Raw genomic sequence first — 26,770 nt, 5'->3', positions numbered from 1 at the left:
GATGGTGTAAATCCGAACACTGTCCTTCCATCTGGACGAAAAGATCAGCCATCTCTGCAGGACGAAAACGCACCTATTGTACCGTTAATGATCCGAATAAATCCTTAGTAATTTTCATTCTGCTTCAACACCCCACCACTTTTATCAATTTCGGCTTGGGGAATGGGCCACTTGTAAAACTTGTCTTCAAATTTGTAGGGTACAAAGCTGTCCTTGACATTATTCAGGACCTGACCCGCGATGTGCCAGCGTTTGAGATCGTAATATCGTAAGCCCTCAAAAGCCAACTCGATGCGTCGCTCGTGACGGATTCGTTCCCGCATCTGGGCTTTAGTTAGACCGGTAGGCAGGGCTGGCATCGCCGAACGCTGACGGACGGCATTGATTGCTTCATACACGGATGCATCCGGCCCGGCGAGTTCGTTCTGGGCTTCGGCGTACATGAGCAGCACTTCCGCCAGCCGAAGTACGACTGCATTCTGCTGACTTAGCGTCGAAAAGCCGTACGGAATATTTTCGGGAGCCAGGAATTTCATAACCCCATATCCCGTAGGTCGACTGTTGGAGGGGATATGTACCCGACCACCCCCGAAATCCGGATGATCAATAAAGACCGTTTTCGCCAGCCGCGAATCCCGGTTTTTGAAGGGTTCTTTTTTATCCGTCAACGGTGATACGCCGTAGGGAAGTCCATCGGTACACTCAAAAGCATCCACGAAATTTTGTAAAGGGCTGGCCACCAGCCAATCTCCGTAGTACATATCCCAGGGGCGGGTATTGTTGGGAGCCAGAAAGTTGATCGAAAAAATGATCTCCGGATTGTTCTTCTGACCCGCATCCCGAAAAAGGTCTTCAAACTTTGGACTGAGCGTATACAGCGTTTTTACTTGCGTACTCAACTCCCGTACCTGCGTCAAAAGGGTGGGGTCAGGCGTACCGGTATCGCCATAGGCCGCAAAGATGAGCACCCGGGCCTTGAATGCCTGAGCGGACGAAACCGCCGCGTGCCCCCCGTTTTGCGGGTACGGGCTCGTACTCAGATTGGCAATGGCATAATCCAGATCAGCCAGTATTTGCTTGAGAATATCAGCAGCGGGTACTTTCGGCTGATTTTGGGTTTCCAGAGTCAGCGGCTCCAGTACTAAGGGAACATCGCCATACAAATGATACAATTGAAAGTAGTAGAAAGCCCGCAAAAACCGCACTTCGGCTTCGTAGCGTTTGCGATCCGTTTCGGTAATATCCGAATTGCCGTAGCCCGCCAACTGTGACAGGAAAATATTGGCCCGGGCAATGGCTTTGTAGCTTTCACTGTATACCCCCGATACGTAACCACCCGTAGAGGGGCTGATACTGCCCGAGGTAATTTCCTTGGCACTGCCCGAATTATGCTGAGCAAAACCATCGTCGGTCAGGCAGTTCCAGACGGGTAACTCCACCGCCCAGGGATCGGCCTGTAGAGAGGCATAATTGGCCGTTAAGGCTTTATCAAAATCACCCTTGGTTTTCCAGAAGGTAGCCGATGAAATCTGATCCAAAGGATTTAAATCCAGCGATTGAGTACACGAACTGAGAGCCAGTAATACCCACAAGGATAGGGTTTGCCGTTTCATTATAATTTTATGTTTAGCCCGAAGGAGAAAACCTTATTTTGAGGATACTGAACGAAACTGCCACTGCCCCCGCGTTCGGGATCAAGTCCGGGATACTTCGTAAACGTGAGTAGATTGTCACCCGAGAAATACACCCGCAGGTTATTCATACCCATTTTCTTCAGTACGGTTTGAGGAATGGTATAGCCGAACGTCAGATTCTTAAGTCGGAGATACGACGCGTCCTGCAGAAAGTAGGAAGAAGCCCGGCGAATACGGTCGGGGGCACCCCAACCCCAATAAATGCGGGGCATGGTTGTCGACGGGTTCTCAGGTGTCCAGCGATTTCGCCAGTCGACCGTCGGCGGTGAACCCTGTACGAACGGAACCGTGCCCCAGTTATCTACGAAAAATCGAATATTATTTACGCCCTGAAACAGCGTTGAAAAATCGAATCCCTTCCAGTTGGCCGACAGATTGAAGGCGTAGTTCAGGCCCGGATAATTGCCCGACATCACCACGCGGTCATCGTCATTGATTTTGCCATCGCCGTTAGCGTCGCGGTAGCGGATATCTCCGGGTACGGTGGCATCGTTATACTGCTTCGGAGCGGCGTTAATTTCTTCCGTAGACTGAAAGATTCCGACCATTTCCAGCATGTAGTAGGTATTGTACTCACGGCCTTCTTCGCGAATCCGGTAGCCATCAATTTCCCGCTGACCAAATTTTACGAGCTTGTTTTTGTAATGCTCGAGATTACCGCCTATGGTGTAGTTCAGGCCTGCCAAAGCTCCGTTTGAAACCAGGTGGTTGTACGAAATCGCCAGTTCCATACCCGTATTTTGCAAGGTTCCATTGTTGATGGTCGGTGCCCCTAATCCTACGACACCCGTTACCTGCGAACTTCTCAGAATGTCCGAAGTAGTTTTGCGGTACCAATCCGCCGTTACGTTCAGTCCTTTAAATAACGTCAGATCAAGGCCTACGTCGGCAATCGTCGTCGTTTCCCATTTGATGTTAGCATTGGATAGATTCGTCTGAGCCACGCCCGAAGAAAGGTTGGAGTCATCAAAGGAATAGTTCCCGGTAAAGCTCAGAATGGCCTGATAGGGATAGTTCCCAATGTTCTGGTTACCTAATTGCCCCCAAGATCCCCGTACCTTGGCGTTGGTGAGCCAGTTGAGATTCATATTTTTCACAAAATCTTCTTCCGACAGTCGCCAACCCGCCGAAAACGACGGGAAGATCCCCCAACGGGAAGCCGAGCTGAGTCGCGAGGTTCCATCGTACCGCATATTGGCTTCCAACAAGTACCGCTCTTTAAAATTGTAATTGAGTCGACCGAAGAACGAGCGAATGGCCCATTGGTACTGCGAGCCGTTGGCGTACTGAATGGAGGGACTGCCGGCGTCCAGCTCCTGTAAAATATCGGTGGGAAAATTCCGACGGGTTCCGTTGAGGTACTGAAAGGTATTGCGTTCGGTACTGTACCCTACCTGGAGTTTGAAGTCATGACTATCCCCGAAGGTATGGGCATAATCCAGGTACGAAAACAGGTTCGTATAGATATTCTGCTCGTCGTTCACTTCCAATCCGCCGCCTAAATCAAGGGTCGCCATGAATTCATTCGTACGGAAATTGTAAAGCTGCAAGGGAGGTTTAAACGATTTGGTTTTGTAGAAATCTGCATTCACCGCACCCTTGGCGTACCAGGTCAGACCCTTCGCCAGGTTTACTTCAAACCAGCCCTGAGTATTCGCCGAATAGTCCAGCTTATCCCGATTGATGCGTCCGGCCAGCAGGGCCATGGGATTTTTGTTATTGTACTCGAAATCGTAGGCTTTATACGTGAAATGTCCACTCCCATCCGCTAGCTGCGGAGCATAGGTAGGAGCCTGCGACATCGCCGATAAAAACATATCCTCGGAGCCAAATACGGGCGATTCCGTTTTACCAGACTTGAGAGCAAGGTTGGCCCCAAATTTGATTCGCGAATTGATTTCGGAACTGAGGTTGAGTCGGGCGTTGTACTTCTCGTAGTCGAAGCCCCGCATAATTCCCTTCTGATTTACGTACCCGATGGAGGCATTGTAATGCGTACCACCCCGACCGCCGCTGAAAGTCAGATCGTGCATGTGGGTGGGAGCCGTCCGGAACAGCAGGCCCAGCCAGTCGGTGTTGGGGTACAGACGACGGTCCGTCGCATTCCGGTACTCATCAATTTGTTGCTGCGAATACAGTCCTGAAGTCAGACCCGAATTGATCCGGGCTTCGTTGTACAGCTCCATGTACTCCGCCGAATTCGTGATCAGATCAAACAACTTGGTGGCTTTATTGATCCCGTAATTCCCGCTGTACTGCACATTCAACTTGCCGTCGCTGCCTTTCTTTGTCGTCACCAGAATGACGCCGTTAGCGGCCCGGGCCCCGTAGATGGAAGCCGAAGCAGCATCTTTCAGTACGGACACATTTTCAATATTGTTCGGGTTGAGATCGGATAAATTACCCTGCACTCCGTCAATCAAAACCAGCGGATCGGATCCGGCCCCACTAAAAGTACCGGTTCCGCGTATACGTACCGAAACACCTTCGTTACCCGGTTCTCCCCGTCCCTGTACAATCTGGACTCCCGGCATGGTTCCCTGAAGCATGGCCGTGGGGTTAGTGATGGGTCGTTTGATGAGCTCATCGCCGTTGACGGTGGCTACAGCTCCGGTTACGTTCACTTTTTTCTGCGTACCGTAACCCACGACTACGACTTCATTGAGTTCCTGCTGACTTTCTTTTAGAGTCACGTCCAGTACACTGCGACCGTTGACGGGTTGTTCCAGCGTTTCGTACCCAATAAAGGAAAAGACGAGTACCGCCTGACCATCGGGAACCGTAAGGGAATACCGTCCCTCGGCGTCAGTTACGGTTCCCTGGGTGGTTCCTTTAACGATGATGGAGACACCGGGTACGGGTTCCTGTTTCGTCGAGGTAACCCTGCCAGTAATGGGCAAGGCGATAGCGGATACGTAACCTGTAGCTACCCAACACAGGCAGCACATCACGATGAGCAATCGCCATCGGAGGAAAGTAAAGTTTTGTTTGCTCATAGGTTTGATTTTGAGGCCTTGTTTTGTGAAATGACTCGGAACCAGCTCATGCTTTTATAACGTCAATATTTTCATTGAATCGTACTATTTTGAAGCAAAAGTAGAGAAGCGGAAAATCCATTAAAATGGATAAATCTGGTAAAGAGATAGATAATACGATTATCAATTGGGATGGATTACTAATCTTACTGGCATTCCATTCTTAACGAAACCACCAAAACAGTAGCCCCATGACGCAGCCCAATAGGAGCGACAACCATTGATAGCTACCCCAAGCCGCGGGCAGGTCCGATGTAGTTTTCCAATACAGCAACTGAAGCCGGGAAGGAGCGGCATCCGGAAAGGTTTTACTGAGAACAACCTGAAGCATCACACAAAAGCAAAACAAATAAAACGCTACCATCAAAAAGGGTACATTACCGATGATGCTTTGCGGGGCCAGTTTCGCGAGAACAAATACAACAAAGCCCAGAGCGGACCCAAACCACAAGGTTATTTTAGCGGAAATAGCCGATGCTTTTTTCCAGAAAATCCCCAATAGGAAAACGCAGGTGATGGGGGGAGCCAGGTGAGCGATGATATCGTTGAGGCCATTGAAGATACTTTCGTAGCGATTTAGTAAGGGTAAAATCAGTAGTGAAACCAGCAGAGCCAAACCCGCCGAAATCTTTCCTACGCGTATCAATTGACGATCCGTAGTATCAGGCCGGTAGCGTTGGTACAGATCATAACTGACCAGGGTAGAAATGGAGTTGAGAGCCCCGGAAATCTGACTCATGAGTCCGGACAACAGAGCCGCCACCAGAATCCCGATCAGGCCGGTTGGCAATAGTTGGGTAATCATTAGCGTATAGATGCCCTTGGTGTGGATTTCACCTGAAGCCGGATTTTTCAAGACTGAGAGGTCTAGTCTACCCGTTTGGGCTAAGGTATAAGCAAAAAGTCCAGGCAGCACGAAAATAAAAACGGGCAGAATTTTGATAAAACCGCAGAATAAAGGACCCATTCGGGCGTGGTATTCATCCTTGGCTCCCAGTACCCGCTGAACAATCGTTTGGTCCGCACACCAGTACCAGATGCCCAGTACCGGATAACCGAGAAACACCGCGTACCAGGGCATGCCGCTACCGTCATCCGCCGGACGCATCATGGATAGTTTTTCGAGTTGGTGGGTCTGTTTCAGTACGGATTCCATCTCCTGCCAGCCCCCCATTTGGTCATAAGCCGCCACGCTGATAATCAGGGCTCCCACTACGAGGACGATCGTCTGAATCGATTCCGTAACGACGACAGCCGAAAGTCCACCCACAATTGTATAGATCGCCGTAATTACCGAAATGGCAATAACACCCGTGTACATATCCACGGCAAACAAGGTTTCCAATACGATACCGCCCGCTAACAGCGAAAAAGAAATGTGAACGATAATCGCTGAAGCAATCGACACCCCGGTCAGCCAATCGCGGCTGGCCCGGTCGTAGCGTTGTTCCAGAAAATCGGGAAGCGTGGTGACCCCGGAGCGAATGTAATACGGAGCAAAAAACAGAGCGAGCAGGATGAGCACCAGGGACGCCATCCATTCAAAGTTTCCGTTTAACAGGCCCGTATCAAAGCCACTCTGAGCCAGACTGACCAAGTGCACGCAGGAAATATTTGAGGCGAACAACGCCAGACCAATCATGGGCCACCGTAGCGATTTGCTGGCCAGAAAGTACGCTCCGGCTCCATCATCTTTCGTTCGCTGCTGGTGGCGGAGTCCCGTCCACAGACCAATCCCGAAAATAGCCAGAATGTAACTTCCGCTAATGACACTATCAAGAGGATGAATCATAGAAGAAAGGGGCCCTTAAACGCCGAGTAAATCGCAGCTACTACCTGGTTCCTGCGGCGTTTCGTAAACGCCGTGATTAATCCGAACCGGATGGACAAAGTGCTTTTTCAGGTGCGGAATATGTTCTAAAAACAGGGCTTTATGCCCCATGGCGATGTGATTGAAGAGTACCAGATGCTGGTGTAATTGGCCCATATCTCCCACGTGCGGAACGACTGGGATACCAAATTTTTTACTCAGTAAACTGATCGTTAAGAATTCACTAACGCCACCAACGCGGACCGCATCTACCTGAATAAATGCCGCCGACTGCGTCTGTAAGTAATTCTTAAACAGTACTTTATTGGGTACGTGTTCACCTAAAGCCAGTTTCACCGGAGCAATCTCCTGGGCCAATGTCTGGTGAGCCTGGATGTCATCGGGATGGGTGGGTTCTTCAATCCAGAATGGGTTCATGGCAGCTAGCTTTTTGCAAACCGCTTTCGCCTTGGGCAGATTCCACTGCTGGTTCGCGTCGAGCATGATTTTCACCTCGGGACCAGCGACTTCCCGTAATAAATAAGCCCGGCGGATATCCCGCTCGGCGTCTTCCGAACCTACCTTTAATTTAATGGCCGAAAATCCGGCGTCGAGTGCCTGTTGGCAATTGCTGCGTACCTGTTCATCCGAGTAATTAAACCAACCGACCGAGGTATCGTAACCGGGATAGCCACTCTGTAAAATTCCTTCGCGGGAACGTCGATCGTTTTGTTGGCTCGTAAGCAGGGCTAAAGCATCCTCCGCCGTCATTTCATCTTCCAAATAGGAAAAATCCAGCGTTTGGACTAAGGCTTCGGGTGACAGATCCAATAATAATTTCCAAAGTGGTACCCCACGTTTTTTTGCCCAAAGGTCATAACAGGCATTCGTCACCGAAGCCAGAGCCAGATGGACGACTCCCTTGTGCGGACCTAGCCAGCGAAACTGGGGATCGTTCGACCAGGCTCGGAATAGATTACCGAAATCCGCCATAACGGCTTCAATATCGTGTCCAATCAGACGCTGAGCGTAATAATTCGCCGCCTGACAAACCAGGTCGTTACCCGCTCCCAGCGTGAAGGCTAATCCCGTACCCGTCCATCCTCCTTCATCCAGCAATTGAGTGACCGCGTAGGAATATACGGGGTCCCGGTGAATGGCGTCACTTCCCGCACTTTTGTCGAGTGGATAGCGGGCATCCTGAACGGCAACTTTATAAATCATATAAAAAGGAATAAGGTTAGGTGCATTTATACTTTTGCTTCCAGGGCTTGCGGTGCTAGCAACTTTTTGTAACCCAGCTCCGCTCCACCGCTGACGGGCAGAATACATCCGGTGATGAACCGGGCCATATCCGAAATCAGGAACAGACAGGCGTCGGCAATGACATCCCCTTCGGGACAGTACCCTAAGGCATGAATCTGATTCAGATACGCTTCCACTTCTTCCGGGTTGGGCTGTTGCTGACTCCAGCTCCGCAGCAGGGGCGTCAGTACGCCCGCCGGGGCTACTGCATTCACGCGGATACCCAGCGGGGCGTAATCCAAAGCCATGGATTTGGTAAGAGCGTTAACAGCTCCTTTGGTGGCGGTATAAGCAGCGTGGATTTCCTGGCCAATCTCGCCGACCAGACTTCCAGTATTGAGAATCGTACCCCGGGTTTTCTTCAGCGATTCGATACCGTGCAGCGTGGTATGATAAATGCCGCCTACGTTCACTTCAAATAAGGTTTTCCATTCCGGTTCGGACGTATCATGCAGGGCTTTCGAGGGACTGGATATGCCGGCGTTGTTGTGTATCACATCGATTTGCCCAAATACCCGGAGGCAATGCTCGATGGCATGTTTGATTTCACCCGAATCAGCCACATCGGCGAGCACGAAATCCGTAGCCTCCGGATTCAGTACTGTGCGGGCTCGGTCAATGCTAAGGCGGTCATTGCTAACGATACACAGGCGGGCTCCCGCCCGCTGGTAGGCCTGGGCACATTCGAAGCCAATCCCTTCGGTTCCTCCGGTCAAAAAGACCACTTTGTCCGCCAGGAGGTAGCCCGCATTGGTGGCAGGTATAGGCATCACATCTATGGGTTATTGGGTTTAGATCAGGAAATGATTCGCCAAAAGTAGAACCCTACCCTAGCCTGGGCTATAGAGTATTTACTTATTTTAATGGATTATTTGATGATTTTTATTCCCTGAATTTTTGCGTTTAAATAGAACAATAGGAACATAAAAAATAATTTCTAACGTACTTTCGTGGTGATAAGCATATGAATTAGCCAAAGGGCTGGAAAATTCACCGCTAATTAATCACCCATAAAATGAGCAGCACCTTACGAAGAAGGGACGGATTCGATGGCGAGAAATTAATTGGTATACCGAGTGGCGTTCTTCGGGACATCATCCAGCCGAACCCGGCCTTGTTTCCTTTGTACATTACCCACATTGGTTACTTTCCCAAGGCTCTGTTTCATTACCGGGAACGCAGGAAAGGCTGCGAAGACAATATTCTCATTTATTGTATACAGGGAAAAGGCCATTACGTCATTGGGGATCAGCGATTTGAAGTGGGAGCCAATCAGTATATCCTGCTGCCCGCTACGGATTTGTACATTCGCTACTGGGCCGACTACGAAGATCCCTGGACGATTTACTGGGTACACTTCACCGGACCTCAGATTGACGCTTTTAATCAGACGCTACACATTATACCCGAAAACGGACCGATCAACCTGGCTTTTAACGAACACATCATCGATATCTGGCATAAAACCTATCAGAGCCTGGAATGGGGGTATAGTCTGGACAACCTGGCTCAGGCGAATATGCGTCTGACGTATTTGGCATCCCTATTTCTATACCCGCCCAAGCCTTCCCTACCCGAGCGAAACAAGAAGGACGATATTATTTCCGCCGCCATCACGTTCATGAGTTCAAACCTCGACAAGAAGTTATCGGTGGAAGAGTTGGCCCAGCAGCATCAGCTCTCCTGTTCGTATTTTTCCATGCTCTTTCGCAAGGGTACGGGCATGGCACCCGTCGATTACCTAATTCACCTGAAAATGCGGAAAGCCTGTCAGCTGATTTACGCTGATGATACGAAAATCAAAGATATTGCCCTAAGTTTGGGCTATGATGATCCTTTTTACTTTTCCAGGATTTTCAAAAAGAACATCGGCCAATCCCCGGAACAATATCGACTTACGGTAAAAAAAAGCCAGTCATCGGGGTAGTTCTTTTGTTATGTACTACGAATTGAACGACTCCACCTCACTGCATTCATATCCCGTAGTATCCATTGCTTTTTAATCCCGCTTCCGAAACAGCGTCGGCGTAGTACCGGTGTATTTTCTGAATTGTTTACAAAAATGACTTTCATCGGTGTAGCCAAACTCATCCGCGATTTCCTTCAAACTAAGCTGACTATACAGCAAACGAGCCTCGATGAGTTTGATCTTATACTTGACAATGTACTGTTTCAGTGATTCTCCCGTCTGCTTCTTAAACAAAAGACTGATGTACGCGGGAGCATAATGAAACGTCTGGGCGAGATGCTCAATACTCAGGTTTTCGGGTTGATAAATATGTTGTTTGATGTAACCAAGAATGGCCTCCACTGAATCTTTCAGTACCGGTTTAGCGGGCGTCTCCCTGAATAAGTTGCGAGCCAGAATCATCAGCATACTCCGCATCAAACTATCCCGAACAATCTCAAAATAAGGCGTCTGATCGTTCGCTGATTCGGCTTCCAACACCGCCAGTAACTGGTGCAACTTCTGTTTCTCCTGCTTATCCACCAGCAAAGAGCCCCGACTTTGCGAGGAGGTCGTCAGTAGCGTCCGAATTACGGGTTGCCAGGGCCGATCCTTATCAGAAGGGTGTTCCTTGTGAATCGATTCATTAAAACGGACAAAGCTGAATTCGGTCAACGCTTCGATTTCAAAGAAATGGAAATCCTCCGGCCCCAACAGGAAAACGTCGCCCTCCTGATAGGGAAAGGTATTACCATTGATGTGATGAATGCCCTTCCCTTTCAGTACAAAAATGATTTCGAAGTACGTATGCTTATGGACGGAGTGCATCCAGGTTTGGGCTTCGAAGTGGTAGATACTGAAGGGAGTATGTAAAATGTAGCGTTTCATAGAGCTAGAGCCTGCCCGTAAATCTACCGATAGATAATGGATTTTTACAATTAGAGGCTAAAGTCACATCTGTACATTTGTTTTTACAACAGATTGAACATCCTATCCTTATGAAACAGATCTTCCTGCAGATAACGTGCTTTACGCTCCTGATTCTATTTTCATCCCTGAAAACGGCGGACGAATGGACCCCACTTTTGGATAAAGATCTTTCCCAATGGCAAAGCTATCTAAGCTATGCACACAAACCCGGCTATAATGGAAAAGTACCGAAAGACGCAGCTGGTAACCCAATTGCTCCCGTTGGGTATGACAAAGATTCTTTAAAGGTATTTTCGGTGATTGATGAAAAGGGTGGTCCGGTTTTAAGGGTTAGTGGAGAGATGTATGGCTGTCTAATTTCACGGCAGTCCTACGAAAACTACCACTTAAAACTTCAGGTAAAATGGGGCCAGAAGAAATACGTGCCGCGTATGAACTTGTTGAAAGATTCCGGTATCCTCTACCATTCCATTGGAGAAGCAGGGGCTGATTACTGGCGGACCTGGATGCTCTCGCAAGAATTTCAGATTATGGAAGGGCACATGGGCGATTTCTGGTGTCAGGCCAATTCCGCCATCGATATTCGCTCGTACCCATCGGAAGGAAGTATGAGCCGGATTGCCGACGAAAAACAACCCTTTGGTACTCTCAAACAAGGAGGCGATGGCTTTTGCATGCGTTCGGGCAATTACGAGACGCCCGGCAACGAGTGGACGACGCTTGAATTAATTTGCTTCAAAGGGAAAAGCCTTCATATCGTGAATGGCCACGTGGTGATGATCCTTCAAAATTCCCGCTACATAACGCCCGAAGGTAAGGAAGTACCGATGACGAAAGGCAAACTCCAGCTACAGAGTGAGGCCGCTGAGGTTTTCTTTCGGGATATTCGTATTAAACCGCTGGAAAAAATGCCACCGGCTTACGAGCGTTTGTTTTAATGACATTCTCTATCAGAGAGAAGAATTTTCCAGGTTGTGCCTACGGTGCAGCCTGGAAAATTTTGATTTTGGACAGCAAAACGATTAATACCGTACTACGAACGTTTACATGCTTCTCCTGTATGCCTTAATTAGCCCCTTCAACCTGTTACTTCTAACCTTAAACCACTCAAACCTTAACCCCTTTCAAACGTATTCCTCCATAAGGAAGTACCTTTGCGAAACAGAAACAAGGGTAAGCTAAGGCCCCGAACACGAGCGTTACGGCATGAATGCATGGGATGTACTGATTCACGACAAAGAAAAAATTGATTGGCAGGATATTCGTTTAGACGAAACGAACCGCAGATACCTTCAGCAAGTCATTAAAGAATACACGTATGTGGAGGAACTCCGCAAGTACAATCTTCCCGTGACGAACAAGCTGATGCTGGCGGGCAGCACCGGATGCGGAAAAACCAGCACGGCTAAAGCCATGGCTTCCGCCCTGCATAAACCCCTGTATATTCTGGACCTGAGTACAGTCGTTTCCGCCAAAATTGGTGAGACGGCGGGTCATGTTAAGGCAGCTTTTGACCGGGCCTTACGGGATAAAGCCATCCTGTTTCTCGACGAATTCGATCACCTGGGTAAAATCAGGGATGATAAGGATGTAGGCGAGATGCGGCGACTGGTTAACTCACTCATTCAATTGATCGACTACCTGCCCGACACGGCCCTACTCGTAGCCGCTACCAATCACCTGGAAGTAATTGATCCGGCCCTTAGGAGACGTTTTCAACTGACCTTACGCTATCAGATGCCGGGACCGGAGGAACTGGATGCCTATTACGAAACCCTGCTCCAGGCTTTTCCCGAATCCTTGCATCACGTGGACCGTAAGTATGGAGTGTCTTACGCCGAAGCGAAGGATCATTTATTCACGGGCCTCAAATCGCTCATTATCCAATCGCTTGAATCGCAAGAGGTTCAATCATTCTGATTGTATCATACGCTGATCTACTTAATCCTCCGCCCGAACTGAGCGGAGGATTTTTCTTAAAAGCCATTTTACGCGTACAACATTCAGCCCTGAATAGGTCCAACTCAGCTATCAATTAGACTGGTTCAACCCCGGGACGCTAGTAGGGACCTGCTTTTCGAAACTACTTTTGTTCCTATCCATCCGTAACAACTTTGCGGACAGTTACTAAAGCTATTTTTGTACATACACTAATCGTACCGAGCTTTTGATGGCTGTTGGTAAGCATCGTATTTTTCCCCTTTAATTCCCGTTCACCTATGAATATCATCATCATTGAAGACGAGCTTCGAACGGCCCAATCCCTCGAAAACACGATCCTCGGACTCCGTGCGAATGCTACCATTACGGGGAAATATCAAAGCGTAGACCGTTCGGTACAGGCACTCCAGGAAGGCTCACAACCAGATCTGATCTTCATGGACATTCAATTAGCCGACGGCTTGTGTTTTGAAATTTTCAAGGCTGTGAAAATTTCCTGTCCGGTCATTTTTTGTACGGCCTTTGATGAGTATTCACTGGAGGCCTTCAAACGGAACGGGGTTGACTACGTACTCAAACCTTTTTCCAAAGAAGACATTCGCGAGGCCTTGAGGAAAGTAGATGAGTTAAAGAATTTCTTCCAGCAAAAGACGGTACCGGATTTAAGCGACCTGCTAGCCCGGCTCGGGGCACCCGCTGGAAAGACGAGTTTTCTGGTTTTTAAAAACCAAAAATATACGACCGTTCAAACGGAAAACATTGCCTATTTCTACGTTGCCAATGAGGCAACCCACATCGTCTGCTTCGATAGGCAGGCGTTTTCAATTAATCAATCGCTCGATCAGCTCACCAGTTCAGTATCCAGCAAGCAATTCTTTCGCCTCAATCGGCAGTACATCGTCAATTTCAGGGCCATTAAGGAAGTGGAGCATTATTTCCTGCGAAAACTCTTGGTGAAGCTCGTCATCGAAACGCCCGATAAACTACTGGTGAACAAGGAAAAATCGCACAGTTTTCTTTCCTGGATGGAAGAGCGTTAAACTTTGCTTTCAACAATTATCTCTTGAAAAACAAAAAGCCACAAGATACCCTTGCGGCTTTTTGTTTGATACCTAGTGACATCACTTCACGGCGATAAGCGAAGTATACGTAGCGGGATACAACTTTCGAAACTGGAGGTAAGTTACCGATACCATTACGAAAGCGACGATGGCGTCTACCGTCGCTGGAAATCCCAGTACACTGAGTTTGGAAAAGAATGCAAAGGCAATGTCAAAGAATACACCGGCAAAAACCCATTCTTTTAAACGAAGAAATCGGTTGGGTAGTAGGAGGACCAGTACGCCCAAGAGTTTGGCTAGCCCCAGAGTATAAATAAAGTGTGGCGGGTACCCCAGTTGTACCGTGATGCTCCATACCAGCGGATTCTTAGTTAGTTCAAAGATTCCACTGGCTCCGAACCATAAAGAAGTCAGTACCACACCCGTCCAGTAGATAGCTTTGTTTGTTTTCGCGTTCATAATGGCATGCATTGTTTCGTGATCGTGAAGCAAAAATGAACGCTGAATTTTAGTCAGCTTAGCCGTTTTCGGGCGAACTGGACAGAATACGGGTCAGACCGGACACTACGAACGGGGACATAGATTGCAGCTGTTTTCCTAGGCCAGAAAAGCAGTGAATTGCTCCACTGCTTTCCTCGCTTTCCCCAGATTGACTTAGCCCTGAGAATCCAACGGTCGAATCACCCGGCATGGGTTGCCAGCCGCGAATACATCGGCAGGAATGTCACGGGTAACCACGCTACCCGCTCCAATCACCGAACGATCGCCAATGTGCACGCCGGGGCAAATAACCACGCTACCGCCTACCCATACGTCTTCTCCAATGGAAATGGGCTTGCCACTTTCCAGTCCTTCCGCCCGTACCCTAGCATCCATGGGATGCGTGGCCGCATAAATCTGCACGTTGGGACCAAATAGGGTACGGGCTCCAATGCGAACCGGCGTTACATCCAATACGGTACAGTCGAAATTAAAAAATACGTTTGCACCGATCTCAATGTTCGTTCCGTAATCACAGTAGAATGGTGGCTGTATGTTAAGGCCAGGACCCGCCTGGGGCAGCAATTCCTGGATAAGCTGGGCTCGGGATTCGGGCTCATCTTCCCGTGATTCATTGAGGGCTTTTAGTAACAAACGGGCTCGCGTCCGTTCCGCCGTCAACTCGGGGTCCAGAGCGTTGTACAACTCCCCCGCCAGCATTTTTTCTTTTTCTGTTTTCATGACTTTTAGTACTTAGAACTCTCGCAGGCACCCTTACTTATGAACAGGTTTAACCACGAAATTTTCAAATACGACGGGAAAGCTCTCTTTACCCGGGGCTGCTGCTACCATACCGATCTGTGCTTTAACACCGGGCGGAAAATACGCTAATCGAAGCATTTCAAACTTTTGATTATCAAACGAATACTCGATTTGAACATAATCCGCTTTGCGGAGTAATTTTAGCCAGAGGGAAGCTGGGCTATCGTGTCGGGGTACCACCGACCAGTCTGAAAACTCACGGGTTACCACTGCACTGACATTCTGTACGCCATCGACGTACTCAATACCCGTTTTGATCCAGTTTTTTGCATCGATACGAACCATCAGCCCGGCCTGATGAAAGAGCTCCCGATACTGACCGGTAACTTTTACAGTAGCCTCAAAATCGCCCGTTAGTTCCTGGTAATAAAAAGGTCCGGAATCGCGGATGAAATCATAATGGGTGATCCGCCAGAAATCGGTGTTGGGTTCTACCGTCAGGGATAATTTCTGAGCATCGCCGCTCCACTGTTTGGGGGGATTAAGCCATTGCATAGAAGATTTCGTTTGGGCAGAAACCAGAAGGGAGGAAAATAAAAAAAAGCTACTAACTAGCAGTTTCTTCATGGGGAATACAGAGAAGGTACACAAAAACACCCTTTGTCGGGTGAAACCGCAAAACTAGAAGCTAACCATGATTAAACTTTTTTACAAATGTTAAAAAAGGCGGTTGGTTGAAACCCAACCCCAGCTTAAGGTTTCATTCGAATTCGACTCAAGCTAACCTGCGAGATGCCCAAGTACGATGCGATATAACCTAATTGTACCCGTTGAAGCAGTCCAGGGTAATTATTGAGAAAATCCTCGTAACGTTCCCGAGCTGTTTTGAATTGACGAGCCGTAAAACGTTCCTCCGCCAGTCGTAATTCGGATTCGGCAAATTTTCTGCCCCAGTTGGCCAGGTGAATATCCTGTTGGTATAGGTCCTGCAACGTTTCGATAGAAATGGCGTATACCTCTGTACTTTCCAAGGCTTCGAGAAATTCAAACGCAGCTTTACGGATGGTAAAGCTGTTCATCGACATGGCAATATCTCCGTCCTGCCCAAACCAGAACGTCACTTCCCGTTCCTGATGCAGCACATACGCCCGCACTACGCCTTTTCGTATAAAATACACCTGATCGGCCAGTCGATCGGCACTCATCAGCAAATGCCCTTTCGGTACTGTGATTAACGCCAACTCCTGAATCAGTTTTTGTTGAGAGGACTGTGGCATGGGATCAATCCTACCCAGTATTTCTTCAATCTCCACGGTACGCGTTTTAGTAAAGCACGAAGGTAGCGAAGGTTTGTACGAGGGCTGCTCTTTTCAAAAATATAGGACACTAATACGGGAAATTCCTTACTACGTAGGGTCGTTCATAAAGTAAAAAAGCGATGACGTTTGAAACGTTATCGCTTTTTTACCCTAAAATGAGTCTGAGCCGTTACTCACGCCCTAACAAATATTGGGTTAGGCCCTGCGTCTGGACATTGCCACTACGGCAATTCCTCCTACCACCAGAATCGCTCCGATATAGGGGGGCCAGTTGACCGTTTCTTTTTTATCAGCCGATACTTCCAGTGGGCCAATATCCAGTACTTTTTCTTTTTTGGTGAAGGAGAATCCGGTCCATACTAACATGATGGCACCAACAACGATTAAAAGGAGTCCAGCGGTTTTCATAGATATGCAAAGGTTGTTTTCGTTCGATTCCCTAAAAACAAGTGCCAATGCCACTTTAACGGTCTAAGTAAGGAGAAGAAAAGCAAGCTCAGGTATCTGGATTTTATCAAAAGCCAATGAAAAAATCCTTACTGATCTTAATGGATACATTGCATCCGACGACAATTCATCGTTTAGTTCAAGGGGAAATTCCCGAAACCCTGGCTGAAGACATACCAAGCTTTTTCAGCCCCTTACTGGTTCAATAAACGAAGGAGACAACTGCTGGAAAAGATAGGCTTTGCCTGTACTTTTGTGTACAACGTTTATCTTAACGTTCGCTAAAGCCCTCGATCCTACCGAAAACCGATGCCTATCCACGTTGCCATTACCCGTAAAGTACGCCCGGGCAAAGAAGCCGAATTTCGCGAATCGTTACGCCGTTTTCTGGGTGAATCCTTTTCGCACGGGGGCGTTCACGGAGCCGCCATGCTTACCTCTTTACCCGACAGTGGTGAAATCGGCATTTTGCGAACCTTCGCCAATGAAGCGGAACGCGATGCCTTTTACAACTCTCAACGGTTTAAAGACTGGGAGGCCTATGCCTCTACGCTAACCGAAGATCCCGTGTACCGACAACTCAACGGTCTGGAAGCCTGGTTTCGGTCACCGGGGGCACCACCCCGCTGGAAAATGGCCCTGGCTACCTTGTGTGGGGTGTTTCCCACGAGTCTTTTTCTAACCTTTACCGTCGGTCTTTTTATTAAAGATTTCCCTATCGTTCTTCGATTACTGATCACGGCGGCGTGTATGGTCGGTTTACTTACCTGGGTGGTGATGCCTTTCGTAACCAAGGTGCTAAAAAAATGGCTTCACCCGCATCGGTAAAGCCATTGGAAAACTACTCATCGGTACTATGCAAAATCAGTGAGCAATGGCGTCTGCTTTCTTCGAGAGTAAGCGATGAAGTTCGCAGCCCGCGAGCAGGAAAGCACCTACGCCAAAATTGGCCGTGGAATTGGCATCTACTACCTGTCCCGGTATGGCCTTTTCACCAATGGGCTGCACGTAGCCTACTTTACCATCGGCCTGCAAAGCTACGTTTGAAAGGTACTGCCAGCCTTTAAGGGCCGCGGGCAGATAGGTTTTCTTCGGTAAATAGCCGTGGTTGATTCCCCAGCACAAGCCGTAGGTGAAGAAGGCCGTACCACTGGTTTCGGGACCAGGAGCGTGAGCCGGATCGAGCATACTTCGCGTCCAGTATCCTTCGGGTTGCTGGGTTTTCAGAACAGCCTGGGCCATTTCCTGAAAACGGGTCAGGTACGCCTTGCGATGGGGATCTTCCTTGGGTAAATCCTGTAATACTTTAGCCAATCCGGCAAAAACCCAGCCATCTCCCCGAGCCCAAAAATCTTTTTTGCCGTTCGTACTCCGATGTTTGGGGTACACGTATTTGGCATCGCGGTAATAAAGCTTTTCTGCGGGATCGTACATGATACCGTTGGCGTAGGTGAAGTACTCGTATAGCTTGGAGAGGTACTGCGGATTACCCGTTACCTGATACAGCTTGGTCATCACGGGCATCACCATGTACAATCCATCGGCCCACCACCAGTAATCCGACTGAGGCGTGTTCATTTCGTACGTCATCACTTCCTTCGCCCGGGCAATTTTGTGCGGCTCCGGTTTCAGTCGGTATAAATCAATGTAGGTTTGGAAGCAGATTTGCCAGTCGCCAAACAATACGTAGTCATCCGTTTCTCCGTATGAATATTTCCATTGGGTCGAATCGGCCGATTTAGCTCCCTTCCATTCGTTGTGCTCAGCCCAGTCTTCCGAGTACTGCCGGTACGCTTCCTTACCCGTACGGAAGTAAGCTTCCATGTTTCCGGTATGGTAGGCCGCATTGTCCCAGAAGGCCCGGCCGTGTGTGGGATGCGTGGACTGCCAGTATTGATTGGCTTTTTCGATGGATGTCAGTACTTGGTCTGCCGTAGGGCGTTGCTGGGACCAGCCCGTGCAGGCCAAGCCAATCAAACCCAGACTTAATAGAATAGATTTAAACATGTGCTCTCTCTGACTCAATAGGAATTTAGTTTTGGAAAACGTTGGTTATTTCGGAAATGTCGAACGCAGATTCCAGCGATCCGTCCAGGTAATGACCGGCTGACCTTTTTCAAACTGAATGGGAAGCCACAGGTAGCGGCTGTCTTTCAGATCCTTGGGATTCCAGCGATCGGCCATAAAAATGTAAGCGTCCTTTTTACCGGGTACTGGTAGGATGTAGGTGGATTGTCCGTCAAAGGTCAGTTCCGCATTTGGTCCCCGCATCGGGTCACCCAACAGTTGATAAGGACCCATCAGCGATGATGCTACGTGTACACTGGCGGCGTTGGGTTTCCAGCCCGTACAGCCGCTGGTGATCAGGTAGTACTTACCTTCTTTTTTAAACAGGGCCGGTGCTTCCCGGTGTTTGCTGAAAAGCAGGGTATCCTGGGTCGTCACGGAAAGGAAATCGTCCGTGAGTTTAGCAATCCGCAAGTCGTAGTTATCCCGGGCAGCGTATACGTGATAGGCGGAGCCGTCGTCATCCACAAATAAGGTCATGTCCCGCGACATGTGTCCATTGGGCCGAAAACTCTTCACGTAGCGATACGGACCCGTGGCTTTATCGCTAACCGCCACGCCCGCCCGGGCGGCGTCATAGCCTTTGCCGGGCAGCTCCAGGTGAAACCACATCACGTACTGTTTTGTCTTCGGGTTATAAATTACCTTGGGCCGCTCCATCAGGCCACCCACGGCAATTTCGCTGGTGGGGTCGGATGATTTAGGCAGGGCCACACCCTGATTTTTCCAGTGATAGAGGTCTTTGGACGTGTACACGCTGACGCCTTCGGAAGCTTTGGTACCGCGAATTTCACCAAACCAGTAGTAGGTCCCGCGATCATAGAGCAAGCCGCCCCCGTGGGCGTTGATCAGCTCGCCGTTTTCGTCATACCAGCGTTCACCCGGCGTAAATGCGTCTCTTTTCTGCGATTGACTAAAGCCGGAGGTAACCAGACCCGTTAGCAAACTAAAAGTTAAAAATAGCTTTTTCATGAATCTAGAGCGTGTTGTTAAATAAAGCGTCCGGACTGGGAAACCCATCCGGACGCTAAAGTACTGGTAATCATTAATACCCTGGGTTTTGCTGTAAAACCGCATCTTTATTTAACTGGATTTCCGTTAAAGGAATCGGCATCAGTAAATGCGTATTAGTCAAACCACGCGTGGGGTTGAACCCATTGTTGCTGTTCAGACGCGTTGCCCGCTCTACCAGTGTTTTTGTACGCATGAGCGTCATCCGGCGGTTTTCTTCGCCGATCAACTCCCGCACCCGTTCATCGAGCACGAAATTCAGCGTCATGTCCGCGGCCGAAACGCTACCTACGGCTGGATAGCCCGGGAAAGCCCGCTCCCGTAGAGCATTGATACTAGCCGCGGCGGCTTCAAGCTTACCCTGTTTCACCTGTGCTTCCGCTAAAAGCAAGTAAGTTTCACCGAGACGCATCAGCACCATGTCCTTGATCATGGCGTAACCAAACGTATCGTTGGGGTCAAACTGGTACCATTTCGTGGTGTGGGGAGCCAGGTTAAATACCGTATCTGCTCCCGCATAAGGGACGGGTTTTCCGAAGGTCGCCGGTCTGCTAGCATCGTTGTAGGTGTACCGACGGCGGATATTATACTGCGAGTTACGCATATCGCCCGGTTTGTACAGTTCATAAAGTACCCAGTTGCTCAGTCGCAGACGACCCAAGGCCCGGCCTCCCGTGGAGTCGGAAAGAGCCATACCCGGTACGTTGTGGTAAGCCGCTCCCCATACCCGGCGATGTTGCGGGTTATCGGTAATACCGCCGACCACCGTGTTAGGATTTTCCTGCTCCAGTACCCAGATGGCTTCGGTGTTGCCCTGTACGCGTCGCTGGTTTCCGTAAATAAACATATCGTGATAATAATCACCGGGCTGCGTCGACTGAATGCCGTACCGACCTTTCACCAGTTTAAACCGTCCGCTGTTGATGATGCCCTGTAGTTGCGTCTCTGCCAGATCGGGTTTGTCCATTCGCAGGTAAGCTTCTGCCAGTAGTTGCATGGCCATGAACTTATGGGCCCGACCGTACAACTTTCCTTTGGTGTTGCTACCTACGCTTTCTATGTCAGGTAAGTTATTGACCGCAAAAGTCAAATCCTCCACGATAAGCTTGTTTACTTCATCGAGCGAAGCCCGCACGAAATCCGTTTTAGGGCCCGTCAACGCCGTCGTAATCACGGGAACGCCGCCAAAACAGGTAGCCAGATTGTTGTACGCATACGCTCTGAAAAACTTAGCTTCGGCACTGATGCGATTCTTACCGCCCTGACTGATTCCCGTCAAGCTCGGATTATCGACGGAATTGATGATCGTGTTGGTGAGGTTCACCATGATGTAATTCCGGTTCCAGAAATAGCCCGCAGCTTCGTCCGTAGGGGTCAGCAGCGTGTAGTTGTAATACGGAATTTCAATGCCCTGCTGATTGGCCGTGGCATTGGCCACGTCCGTTCCCACTTGCCACACGCTGAGCCAGCCCTGCCGGCTTGACCACGAGTAGTACGTACTGGTGTGATTATACAGCCCAACCAGGGAGGAATTAAGCCCCAGCGAATCGTTTAGGGTAACGGGCGTGTAAGCGGAATACGGTTTTTCGTCAAGAAAGCTTTTTTGGCAGGACGAAGTTGCCAGAGCTACTGCCGCCAGGGCCGCCAGCTTTAGATATATTTTTTTCATCGTGTTCAAGAGTAAAATCGCGTATTAACGAAGCGAAACATTTAAGCCCAGTACCAGTGAACGAGTCAGGGGATAGTTATTAGTCCAATCTCCTGAACCACGGCTGCTTTGTACGGCCTCAGGATCCCAACCGATCCAGTTGGTAAAGGTGTACAGGTTCCGACCACTGGCGTATACAGTTAGGCTACCCAGACCCAATTTGTTCGCCAGATTCTGGCTCAGATTGTAACTCAGCGTGACGTCCTTGATCCGCGTAAAGCTCGCATCTGAAGCGTAGCCGTAGCCCCGCGTATTGCGGTAAGCGAGCGAAGGCCGGGTATTGCTTTTGTTTTCAGCCGTCCAGTAGCCTACTTCAATGGGTGTATTCCGTTTGCCCGTTTCGTCAGCGTAGGTCAAATCCGCGTTGTTACGGGTTATTCCCTGTACGGTTTGAATGAATACACTCAAGTGCAGATTCTTGTAATGGAAAGTGTTGGTTAAACCGCCCGTCCATTTAGGAGCCGTTTGTCCGAGAATAATCCGGTCACCATCGGGAGTAATCTTACCATCTCCGTTGATGTCGGCAAACTTCAAATCTCCCGCAACGGCTCCGGGGTCCTGATCGGCCGCACTTTCGCCCTGTTGCCAAACCCCGATCATTCGGTAATCGTAGATGACACTGATGGGCTTTCCAATAAACCAGCGGTTACCTAAATCATCTTTCTTATCTCCGTACAGATCCACAATGCGGTTACGGTTGGAGGCGAAGACAAGGGTCGTCTCCCACTTAAAATCCGAAGCCGTCAGGTTACGCGTGTTCAGCGTTACTTCAACCCCGGTATTCGAGGTTTCTCCCAAGTTGTCGAATACGCTGGAATAACCCGTCAGGATGGGAAGGCTACGCAACAGCAAGAGGCCTTTCGTGCGGTTTTTGTACAGTTCCAGGCTTCCGTTGATGCGGTCGTTGAAGAGTCCGAAATCCACACCTAAGTTCTGGCTCAAGGTCGTTTCCCATTGCAGATTGTTGTTACCCAGGTTGCCCGGGAAGGTTCCGATGGTACTGATGCCGTTGAAAGGCGAGCGGCCCGTGTTGGATGTTGTAATCGTCCGGTACACGCTGATGGCTTCGTTCCCCGTTTTCCCGTATGAGAACCGCAGTTTCAGGTTATTAACTAGGCTCTGATTTTTCATAAAGGCTTCGTTGCTGATATTCCAGCCCAAAGCCGCCGAGGGGAACAGACCGTACTTCGTCGTGTTGGCTCCGAACACCGACGATCCGTCATTCCGGGCTGTAACGGTTAGCAGATAGCGACTGTCATACGAATAGTTGATCCGACCCATTTGAGAATTCAGGGCGTAGCGATCCGCGTAGGAGTTACTGGACTGGGTAGCACCCGCTCCGAGGTTGTTGAAGGAAAGCTGATCATTCACAAAACCTTTCGCTTCACCCGAGGCAGTACCGTATTTCCGTTGTTGAGCACTGTACAGACCCGTGAAATCAAAGTGGTGTTTCCCAAAATCTTTGGTATAGGAAAGGATGTTTTCCAGCGTGAAACTGTTGGTTTCTGAGAAAAACGTATTCGCTGTTCCGATCAGGTCATTGGCTGCACGACCTACGTAGCTACCCGTACGGGCTGGAATGTAAGAGTACCCAATGTTCATGCGGTACTTCAGACCGTCCAGTTTACCGGGCAACTTCACCTCTACGTAGCCGTTTCCGTTCAGGTTCGTACTCCGATCCAGTCGATCCGTGGTTAAACCCAGCAGGGGGTTCGTGTACAACTGTTCCGGGAACATCGGGAAGATTTTATACGTCCCATTTGTATTGTACATCTGGCCGTAGGGGCTCATGGCTGAAGCATTCAGCAGGTTGGCCCGGCCACCGTCGCGGTTATTGTTGGCAATAAAGAGCGACGTTCCCACGGTTAGAAAATCCGTCAGCGTCACATCAAGGTTCGAGCGGAAACTGGCCCGCTTATAATTATAGCCCTTCACTACACCTTTCTGATCCAGAAACTCGCCGGAAACGAAGTACCGAACGTTGGGTGAACCGCCGGAAATGCTCAAGTTGTGGTCCTGCAATACGCCCGTCTGGGTCGATTCTTTGATCCAATCGGTCGTGATACCGGCATTGTAATTGGGAAGCTCGTCGTAGTTCGGAACGGGGAAAGGTGCCGTCTGCCCCGTTTGTGCGATAAAATCGGCGTATTTTTGAACGTATTCCGCTCCGTTTCGGGGACGCAAAATGTGCGAGAACTCTTCAATTCCTACGTAATTATTGTAGCGGATGGTAGGCTTACCGGTGGTACCGCGTTTGGTCGTAATCAGGATTACCCCGTTAGCTCCGTTCGTACCGTAAATGGCTACGGCAGAGGCATCCTTCAGAATTTCCATCGACTCGATGTCGTTCGGGTTGATGTCGTTGAGCGAACCGCCGGTCTTGCTCAGCGGAATACCATCCACCACCACGAACGGTCCCGAATTGGCGTTAATCGAGTTCTGGCCCCGAATGGTCGTAGAAGGGGAAGCACCGGGTACGGAAGAAGGCTGCGAGATATTTACCCCCGCCACGGATCCTTGCACGGCCTGCAATACGTTAGTAACGGGTAATTGCGACAGACGTCCCTTAGGTACGGAAGCCACCGAACCCGTAATGTCCGAACGTTTCTGGGTACCATAGCCTACGACCACAACCTCGCTCAAGGCTCGGCTATCGTCTTTCAGTTGGACATTAATGGTAGTCTGTGAGCCTACTGCTATTTCCTGCGTGGCATACCCTACGTAAGAGAAAACCAGGGTTGGACTGGACGTACCCTCGGGAATCTGGAGTCTGAAGTTCCCGTCGGTGTCGGTATTCGTTCCCAGCGTAGTTCCTTTTAAGGAAACGCTAGTACCGGGAATTCCCTGTCCGTTGCCGTCGGTTACTTTCCCGGTGATGATAATGGCTTGACGGGAAGTTTTCGCTGACGCGTATAAAGGACTTCCGGTCCAGGGCTGGGCGAATCCACCTCGCAGGTGTAACATCGCTCCACAAATAAGTAGCCATTTAAATTTCATAAGAAGTAAAAAAGGTGTCTAACTATTGGTAGAATTAATATTCAATCGATAGCGGTCGGTTAAACTATTTACTTGAATAGTCCAAAAGTAGAGGTCCTCAAGCAGAATAATCGGGGACGATTTCGTCAAAAAGCGGGTGTAAATTTGACTTTGCTACATTCAGTATCAGCGAGTTAATAAGACGTTCTTCCAAAGGCGATTGGCAGGACTGCTTAGGCCATAAAAAAACAGCTGATGCTCAGAGCACCAGCTGTTTTGAAGTATGAAAAGCCAGGTTTACTTCTTTAGAGTCACGGGAGCAATTCCTTCCAAGGTGGGTTTCGTCGGAGTAATGCTGCCGTCGGCATTGAAGGTCAGCCGATCAATACAGGTTTCGCGATTATAGCCCGCCGCATCGCCCAGCGTAATGCCATCGGGGTAGCGGAAGCGATGATAAACGATGTACCATTCATCCTTGCCCGGCACCTGAATCACCGAGTTGTGACCCGTACCGTAAATCCCCCGACTCTTGTCTTTTTCGATGACGAGGTTATTGGATGGAATAGTCAGAGGACCCAGCGGAGACTTTGCTGTAGCGTAGCGTACCCGGTAGTTTTCACTGCGGGTATCATCTTCCGACCAGAAGAAGTAATACGTTCCTTTCCGATAGATGACGTAGGTACCTTCGCGGAAGGTCTGATCCGGCGTTAGAATTTTCTGCGTTTCGGGTTTGAGCGAACGCATATCTTCGCTCAGCTCCGCCGCGGCCAGATAGCCATTTCCCCAGTATAGATAGCTTTTATTCGTTTGCGGATCAGTAAAAACATCCGGATCGATTTCCTGCCCGTGTTTAATGCCTTCGGGATGTTTATCAATGAAAGGCTTACCAATGTCGGTAAAGGGTCCCGTCGGTTCATCGGCGATGGCCAGGCCAATTTTTTGGGCTCCCGAATAGTAATAAAAGTACTGATACTTGCCGCCGATTTTCTTCTCCACGATGCACGGTGCCCAGGCATTGCGGTTGGCCCAGGTGGTTTGCTTAGGCAAATCCAGAATAACGCCTTCGTCGTGCCAGTCTACCAGATTCGTGGACGAAAAGGTTGTGAAGTACGTACCTCCCCAGTTATCAAAACCATCACTGGTGGGATAGAGATAAAACTTACCCGTTTTCTCCGCATACAGCACTTCCGGATCCGCAAAATGGCCACCCAGTACGGGGTTATTCGCCAGCGGCCACTGCTTCGTCAGAGCCTGATACTCGGCCTGCGTAATCGGCAGAATGGTACCGTGCCGGGGGAGAAAGTTCATGGAAATTTCGTGGTCTACTTTTGTAAAATGCTCCAGGTCTTTGCTGGTCGTAAATTCGTAGCGGCCCTTGGTGTAGACATCGTACATGAGAATGTACTGATCGGAATGGTTGAGTTTAAAAATTCCGGAGCCTTCGACTGGATCATTGGTCTGTTGCAGGTAGGCGTCGTGCTGAGTATAGGGGCCCGTCAATTGTTTGGCGGTAGACTGCTTGATGCCATTACCGTTGCCTTCCGTTTTATAGAACAGGTGGTACACGCCATCCTTCCGGATAATATCTGCATCGATACAGGACCCACCCTGAGGGTTGGTGAAGAGCAACTGGGGCGTACTTTCCAAAGCCGTGAAATCCGCATTGGCGTAAGCGTAATAGATCTTGTCGGCATCTTTCCCAAATCGCATGGACCAATAAATCATGTACTTTTTTGCGACGGGATCGTAGATGGTCTGCGGAGCCCATACCCGGTTTACTTCCTTGAATGCCGGATAGGTTTGCGTAATGTCAATCTTACTGGATTTCCAATGCAGTAGATCCTTCGACCGAAGCAGCACCATGCCATGGTTCGGTCCCCAGCTGTTTTTAACGGTGTGCATATCCGTGGCTACCATATAAAACGACTTGCCATCTTCACTACGCAAAATATGCGGATCGCGAACGCCGCCCGTGGCACTGATCTCAGCCGAGGGAATAACCGGTTGATTGAAATTGAGGGCTTTGTAGTTGTACCCATCTGTACTGACGGCAAAACGTATGGCCTCCTGGTTAGCTCCTTTACCCGTAAAATAAACAAAAAGGTACGCTGAATAGGGTTCTTTCCGAAGGGGTTCGGCCCATCCGGAGGAAACAAAACCCACGAAAAGCCACAGACAAAAAAGGATACGATAGGACATAAAGGTTTTGAAAAGGAATTGAAATGCTTGCGAATAAGAAGAAAATAAGTAAACTTATGATCTTTTTAAGTTGATTT

The 26,770-nt window shown here is 49.2% G+C and carries 22 protein-coding genes; 6 read left to right on the top strand and 16 right to left on the bottom strand.

Annotated elements, in window-relative coordinates; all coding sequences use genetic code 11:
- Positions 1-104 precede the first annotated feature (104 nt).
- The 5 genes from C5O19_RS16560 to C5O19_RS16540 all read right to left on the bottom strand — a co-directional run bounded on the left by C5O19_RS16560 (position 105) and on the right by C5O19_RS16540 (position 8,614).
- Entirely contained in the window at positions 105-1,613 is a 1,509-nt protein-coding gene (locus C5O19_RS16560) for a RagB/SusD family nutrient uptake outer membrane protein (RefSeq protein ID WP_104714514.1), read from the bottom strand.
- Positions 1,613-4,690: a SusC/RagA family TonB-linked outer membrane protein gene (locus C5O19_RS16555; RefSeq protein ID WP_243406423.1), complete on the bottom strand. Its 3,078-nt coding sequence runs from the start codon at positions 4,688-4,690 to the stop codon at positions 1,613-1,615. Before C5O19_RS16555 ends, C5O19_RS16560 begins: the two co-directional genes overlap by 1 nt.
- Positions 4,691-4,892: 202 nt before the next feature.
- Positions 4,893-6,521, bottom strand: coding sequence for a sodium:solute symporter (locus tag C5O19_RS16550; protein ID WP_104714512.1), 1,629 nt, complete (start codon positions 6,519-6,521; stop codon positions 4,893-4,895).
- 15 nt (positions 6,522-6,536) lie between these two features.
- A complete protein-coding gene (locus C5O19_RS16545; protein WP_104714511.1) occupies positions 6,537-7,763 on the bottom strand; it encodes an enolase C-terminal domain-like protein in 1,227 nt (408 codons plus the stop codon).
- Positions 7,764-7,789: 26 nt separating this feature from the next.
- Positions 7,790-8,614 (bottom strand): SDR family NAD(P)-dependent oxidoreductase, encoded by an 825-nt coding sequence (locus C5O19_RS16540; RefSeq protein ID WP_104714510.1) that lies wholly within the window; start codon positions 8,612-8,614, stop codon positions 7,790-7,792.
- 245 nt (positions 8,615-8,859) lie between these two features.
- Between C5O19_RS16540 and C5O19_RS16535 the strand changes: the two genes are divergently transcribed.
- A complete protein-coding gene (locus C5O19_RS16535; protein WP_104714509.1) occupies positions 8,860-9,771 on the top strand; it encodes an AraC family transcriptional regulator in 912 nt (303 codons plus the stop codon).
- A gap of 72 nt (positions 9,772-9,843) precedes the next feature.
- On the opposite strand, the gene C5O19_RS16530 is transcribed toward C5O19_RS16535, so the two are convergent.
- On the bottom strand, positions 9,844-10,680 hold the full coding sequence (locus tag C5O19_RS16530) for an AraC family transcriptional regulator (RefSeq protein WP_104714508.1): 837 nt from the start codon (positions 10,678-10,680) through the stop codon (positions 9,844-9,846).
- Positions 10,681-10,790: 110 nt separating this feature from the next.
- On the opposite strand from C5O19_RS16530, the gene C5O19_RS16525 reads away from it, so the two are divergent.
- The 3 genes from C5O19_RS16525 to C5O19_RS16515 all read left to right on the top strand — a co-directional run bounded on the left by C5O19_RS16525 (position 10,791) and on the right by C5O19_RS16515 (position 13,703).
- Positions 10,791-11,660, top strand: coding sequence for a 3-keto-disaccharide hydrolase (locus C5O19_RS16525; protein ID WP_104714507.1), 870 nt, complete (start codon positions 10,791-10,793; stop codon positions 11,658-11,660).
- A gap of 268 nt (positions 11,661-11,928) precedes the next feature.
- Positions 11,929-12,642 (top strand): AAA family ATPase, encoded by a 714-nt coding sequence (locus tag C5O19_RS16520; RefSeq protein WP_104714506.1) that lies wholly within the window; start codon positions 11,929-11,931, stop codon positions 12,640-12,642.
- Between the two features lie 299 nt (positions 12,643-12,941).
- A complete protein-coding gene (locus tag C5O19_RS16515) occupies positions 12,942-13,703 on the top strand; it encodes a LytR/AlgR family response regulator transcription factor (protein ID WP_104714505.1) in 762 nt (253 codons plus the stop codon).
- A gap of 81 nt (positions 13,704-13,784) precedes the next feature.
- Here C5O19_RS16515 and C5O19_RS16510 read toward each other — a convergent pair whose 3' ends face one another.
- The 5 genes from C5O19_RS16510 to C5O19_RS16490 all read right to left on the bottom strand — a co-directional run bounded on the left by C5O19_RS16510 (position 13,785) and on the right by C5O19_RS16490 (position 16,693).
- Positions 13,785-14,183 (bottom strand): DoxX family protein, encoded by a 399-nt coding sequence (locus C5O19_RS16510; protein WP_104714609.1) that lies wholly within the window; start codon positions 14,181-14,183, stop codon positions 13,785-13,787.
- 195 nt (positions 14,184-14,378) lie between these two features.
- Positions 14,379-14,945, bottom strand: a complete 567-nt coding sequence (locus tag C5O19_RS16505; RefSeq protein WP_104714504.1) for a sugar O-acetyltransferase — start codon at positions 14,943-14,945, stop codon at positions 14,379-14,381.
- A gap of 33 nt (positions 14,946-14,978) precedes the next feature.
- A complete protein-coding gene (locus tag C5O19_RS16500; protein WP_104714503.1) occupies positions 14,979-15,521 on the bottom strand; it encodes a DUF1349 domain-containing protein in 543 nt (180 codons plus the stop codon).
- A 197-nt stretch (positions 15,522-15,718) separates the two neighbouring features.
- On the bottom strand, positions 15,719-16,243 hold the full coding sequence (locus tag C5O19_RS16495) for a Crp/Fnr family transcriptional regulator (protein ID WP_207766448.1): 525 nt from the start codon (positions 16,241-16,243) through the stop codon (positions 15,719-15,721).
- Positions 16,244-16,480: 237 nt separating this feature from the next.
- Positions 16,481-16,693: a hypothetical protein gene (locus tag C5O19_RS16490; protein ID WP_104714501.1), complete on the bottom strand. Its 213-nt coding sequence runs from the start codon at positions 16,691-16,693 to the stop codon at positions 16,481-16,483.
- 116 nt (positions 16,694-16,809) lie between these two features.
- On the opposite strand from C5O19_RS16490, the gene C5O19_RS26390 reads away from it, so the two are divergent.
- The gene (locus tag C5O19_RS26390) at positions 16,810-16,941 is read left to right on the top strand and encodes a hypothetical protein (protein ID WP_262509729.1); all 132 of its coding nucleotides are present in this window, start codon (positions 16,810-16,812) and stop codon (positions 16,939-16,941) included.
- Positions 16,942-17,041: 100 nt separating this feature from the next.
- Positions 17,042-17,560: an antibiotic biosynthesis monooxygenase gene (locus tag C5O19_RS16485; RefSeq protein ID WP_104714500.1), complete on the top strand. Its 519-nt coding sequence runs from the start codon at positions 17,042-17,044 to the stop codon at positions 17,558-17,560.
- A gap of 36 nt (positions 17,561-17,596) precedes the next feature.
- Here the strand turns inward: C5O19_RS16485 and C5O19_RS16480 are convergent, their stop codons facing one another.
- The 5 genes from C5O19_RS16480 to C5O19_RS16460 form a co-directional block, all read right to left on the bottom strand.
- Entirely contained in the window at positions 17,597-18,739 is a 1,143-nt protein-coding gene (locus tag C5O19_RS16480) for a glycoside hydrolase family 88/105 protein (RefSeq protein ID WP_104714499.1), read from the bottom strand.
- Positions 18,740-18,784: 45 nt separating this feature from the next.
- Entirely contained in the window at positions 18,785-19,771 is a 987-nt protein-coding gene (locus C5O19_RS16475; RefSeq protein WP_104714498.1) for a glycoside hydrolase family 43 protein, read from the bottom strand.
- A gap of 73 nt (positions 19,772-19,844) precedes the next feature.
- On the bottom strand, positions 19,845-21,479 hold the full coding sequence (locus C5O19_RS16470; RefSeq protein WP_104714497.1) for a RagB/SusD family nutrient uptake outer membrane protein: 1,635 nt from the start codon (positions 21,477-21,479) through the stop codon (positions 19,845-19,847).
- 24 nt (positions 21,480-21,503) lie between these two features.
- Positions 21,504-24,515, bottom strand: a complete 3,012-nt coding sequence (locus C5O19_RS16465) for a SusC/RagA family TonB-linked outer membrane protein (protein ID WP_104714496.1) — start codon at positions 24,513-24,515, stop codon at positions 21,504-21,506.
- 276 nt (positions 24,516-24,791) lie between these two features.
- Complete coding sequence (locus C5O19_RS16460; protein WP_104714495.1) at positions 24,792-26,693, bottom strand: family 43 glycosylhydrolase; 1,902 nt, start codon at positions 26,691-26,693, stop codon at positions 24,792-24,794.
- Positions 26,694-26,770 lie beyond the last annotated feature (77 nt).

It is taken from the genome of Siphonobacter curvatus (assembly GCF_002943425.1).
In the GTDB taxonomy this organism is placed as follows: Bacteria; Bacteroidota; Bacteroidia; order Cytophagales; family Spirosomataceae; genus Siphonobacter; species Siphonobacter curvatus.
Note: the sequence above shows the minus strand (reverse complement) of the source record. Positions and strands in the feature narration are given on the sequence as shown.

Coding starts and splice junctions, on each gene's coding strand:
- C5O19_RS16560 (WP_104714514.1), bottom strand. CDS start 1,613: ATGAAACGGCAAACCCTATCCTTGTGGGTATTACTGGCTCTCAGTTCG.
- C5O19_RS16555 (WP_243406423.1), bottom strand. CDS start 4,690: ATGAGCAAACAAAACTTTACTTTCCTCCGATGGCGATTGCTCATCGTG.
- C5O19_RS16550 (WP_104714512.1), bottom strand. CDS start 6,521: ATGATTCATCCTCTTGATAGTGTCATTAGCGGAAGTTACATTCTGGCT.
- C5O19_RS16545 (WP_104714511.1), bottom strand. CDS start 7,763: ATGATTTATAAAGTTGCCGTTCAGGATGCCCGCTATCCACTCGACAAA.
- C5O19_RS16540 (WP_104714510.1), bottom strand. CDS start 8,614: ATGCCTATACCTGCCACCAATGCGGGCTACCTCCTGGCGGACAAAGTG.
- C5O19_RS16535 (WP_104714509.1), top strand. CDS start 8,860: ATGAGCAGCACCTTACGAAGAAGGGACGGATTCGATGGCGAGAAATTA.
- C5O19_RS16530 (WP_104714508.1), bottom strand. CDS start 10,680: ATGAAACGCTACATTTTACATACTCCCTTCAGTATCTACCACTTCGAA.
- C5O19_RS16525 (WP_104714507.1), top strand. CDS start 10,791: ATGAAACAGATCTTCCTGCAGATAACGTGCTTTACGCTCCTGATTCTA.
- C5O19_RS16520 (WP_104714506.1), top strand. CDS start 11,929: ATGAATGCATGGGATGTACTGATTCACGACAAAGAAAAAATTGATTGG.
- C5O19_RS16515 (WP_104714505.1), top strand. CDS start 12,942: ATGAATATCATCATCATTGAAGACGAGCTTCGAACGGCCCAATCCCTC.
- C5O19_RS16510 (WP_104714609.1), bottom strand. CDS start 14,183: ATGAACGCGAAAACAAACAAAGCTATCTACTGGACGGGTGTGGTACTG.
- C5O19_RS16505 (WP_104714504.1), bottom strand. CDS start 14,945: ATGAAAACAGAAAAAGAAAAAATGCTGGCGGGGGAGTTGTACAACGCT.
- C5O19_RS16500 (WP_104714503.1), bottom strand. CDS start 15,521: ATGCAATGGCTTAATCCCCCCAAACAGTGGAGCGGCGATGCTCAGAAA.
- C5O19_RS16495 (WP_207766448.1), bottom strand. CDS start 16,243: ATGCCACAGTCCTCTCAACAAAAACTGATTCAGGAGTTGGCGTTAATC.
- C5O19_RS16490 (WP_104714501.1), bottom strand. CDS start 16,693: ATGAAAACCGCTGGACTCCTTTTAATCGTTGTTGGTGCCATCATGTTA.
- C5O19_RS26390 (WP_262509729.1), top strand. CDS start 16,810: ATGAAAAAATCCTTACTGATCTTAATGGATACATTGCATCCGACGACA.
- C5O19_RS16485 (WP_104714500.1), top strand. CDS start 17,042: ATGCCTATCCACGTTGCCATTACCCGTAAAGTACGCCCGGGCAAAGAA.
- C5O19_RS16480 (WP_104714499.1), bottom strand. CDS start 18,739: ATGTTTAAATCTATTCTATTAAGTCTGGGTTTGATTGGCTTGGCCTGC.
- C5O19_RS16475 (WP_104714498.1), bottom strand. CDS start 19,771: ATGAAAAAGCTATTTTTAACTTTTAGTTTGCTAACGGGTCTGGTTACC.
- C5O19_RS16470 (WP_104714497.1), bottom strand. CDS start 21,479: ATGAAAAAAATATATCTAAAGCTGGCGGCCCTGGCGGCAGTAGCTCTG.
- C5O19_RS16465 (WP_104714496.1), bottom strand. CDS start 24,515: ATGAAATTTAAATGGCTACTTATTTGTGGAGCGATGTTACACCTGCGA.
- C5O19_RS16460 (WP_104714495.1), bottom strand. CDS start 26,693: ATGTCCTATCGTATCCTTTTTTGTCTGTGGCTTTTCGTGGGTTTTGTT.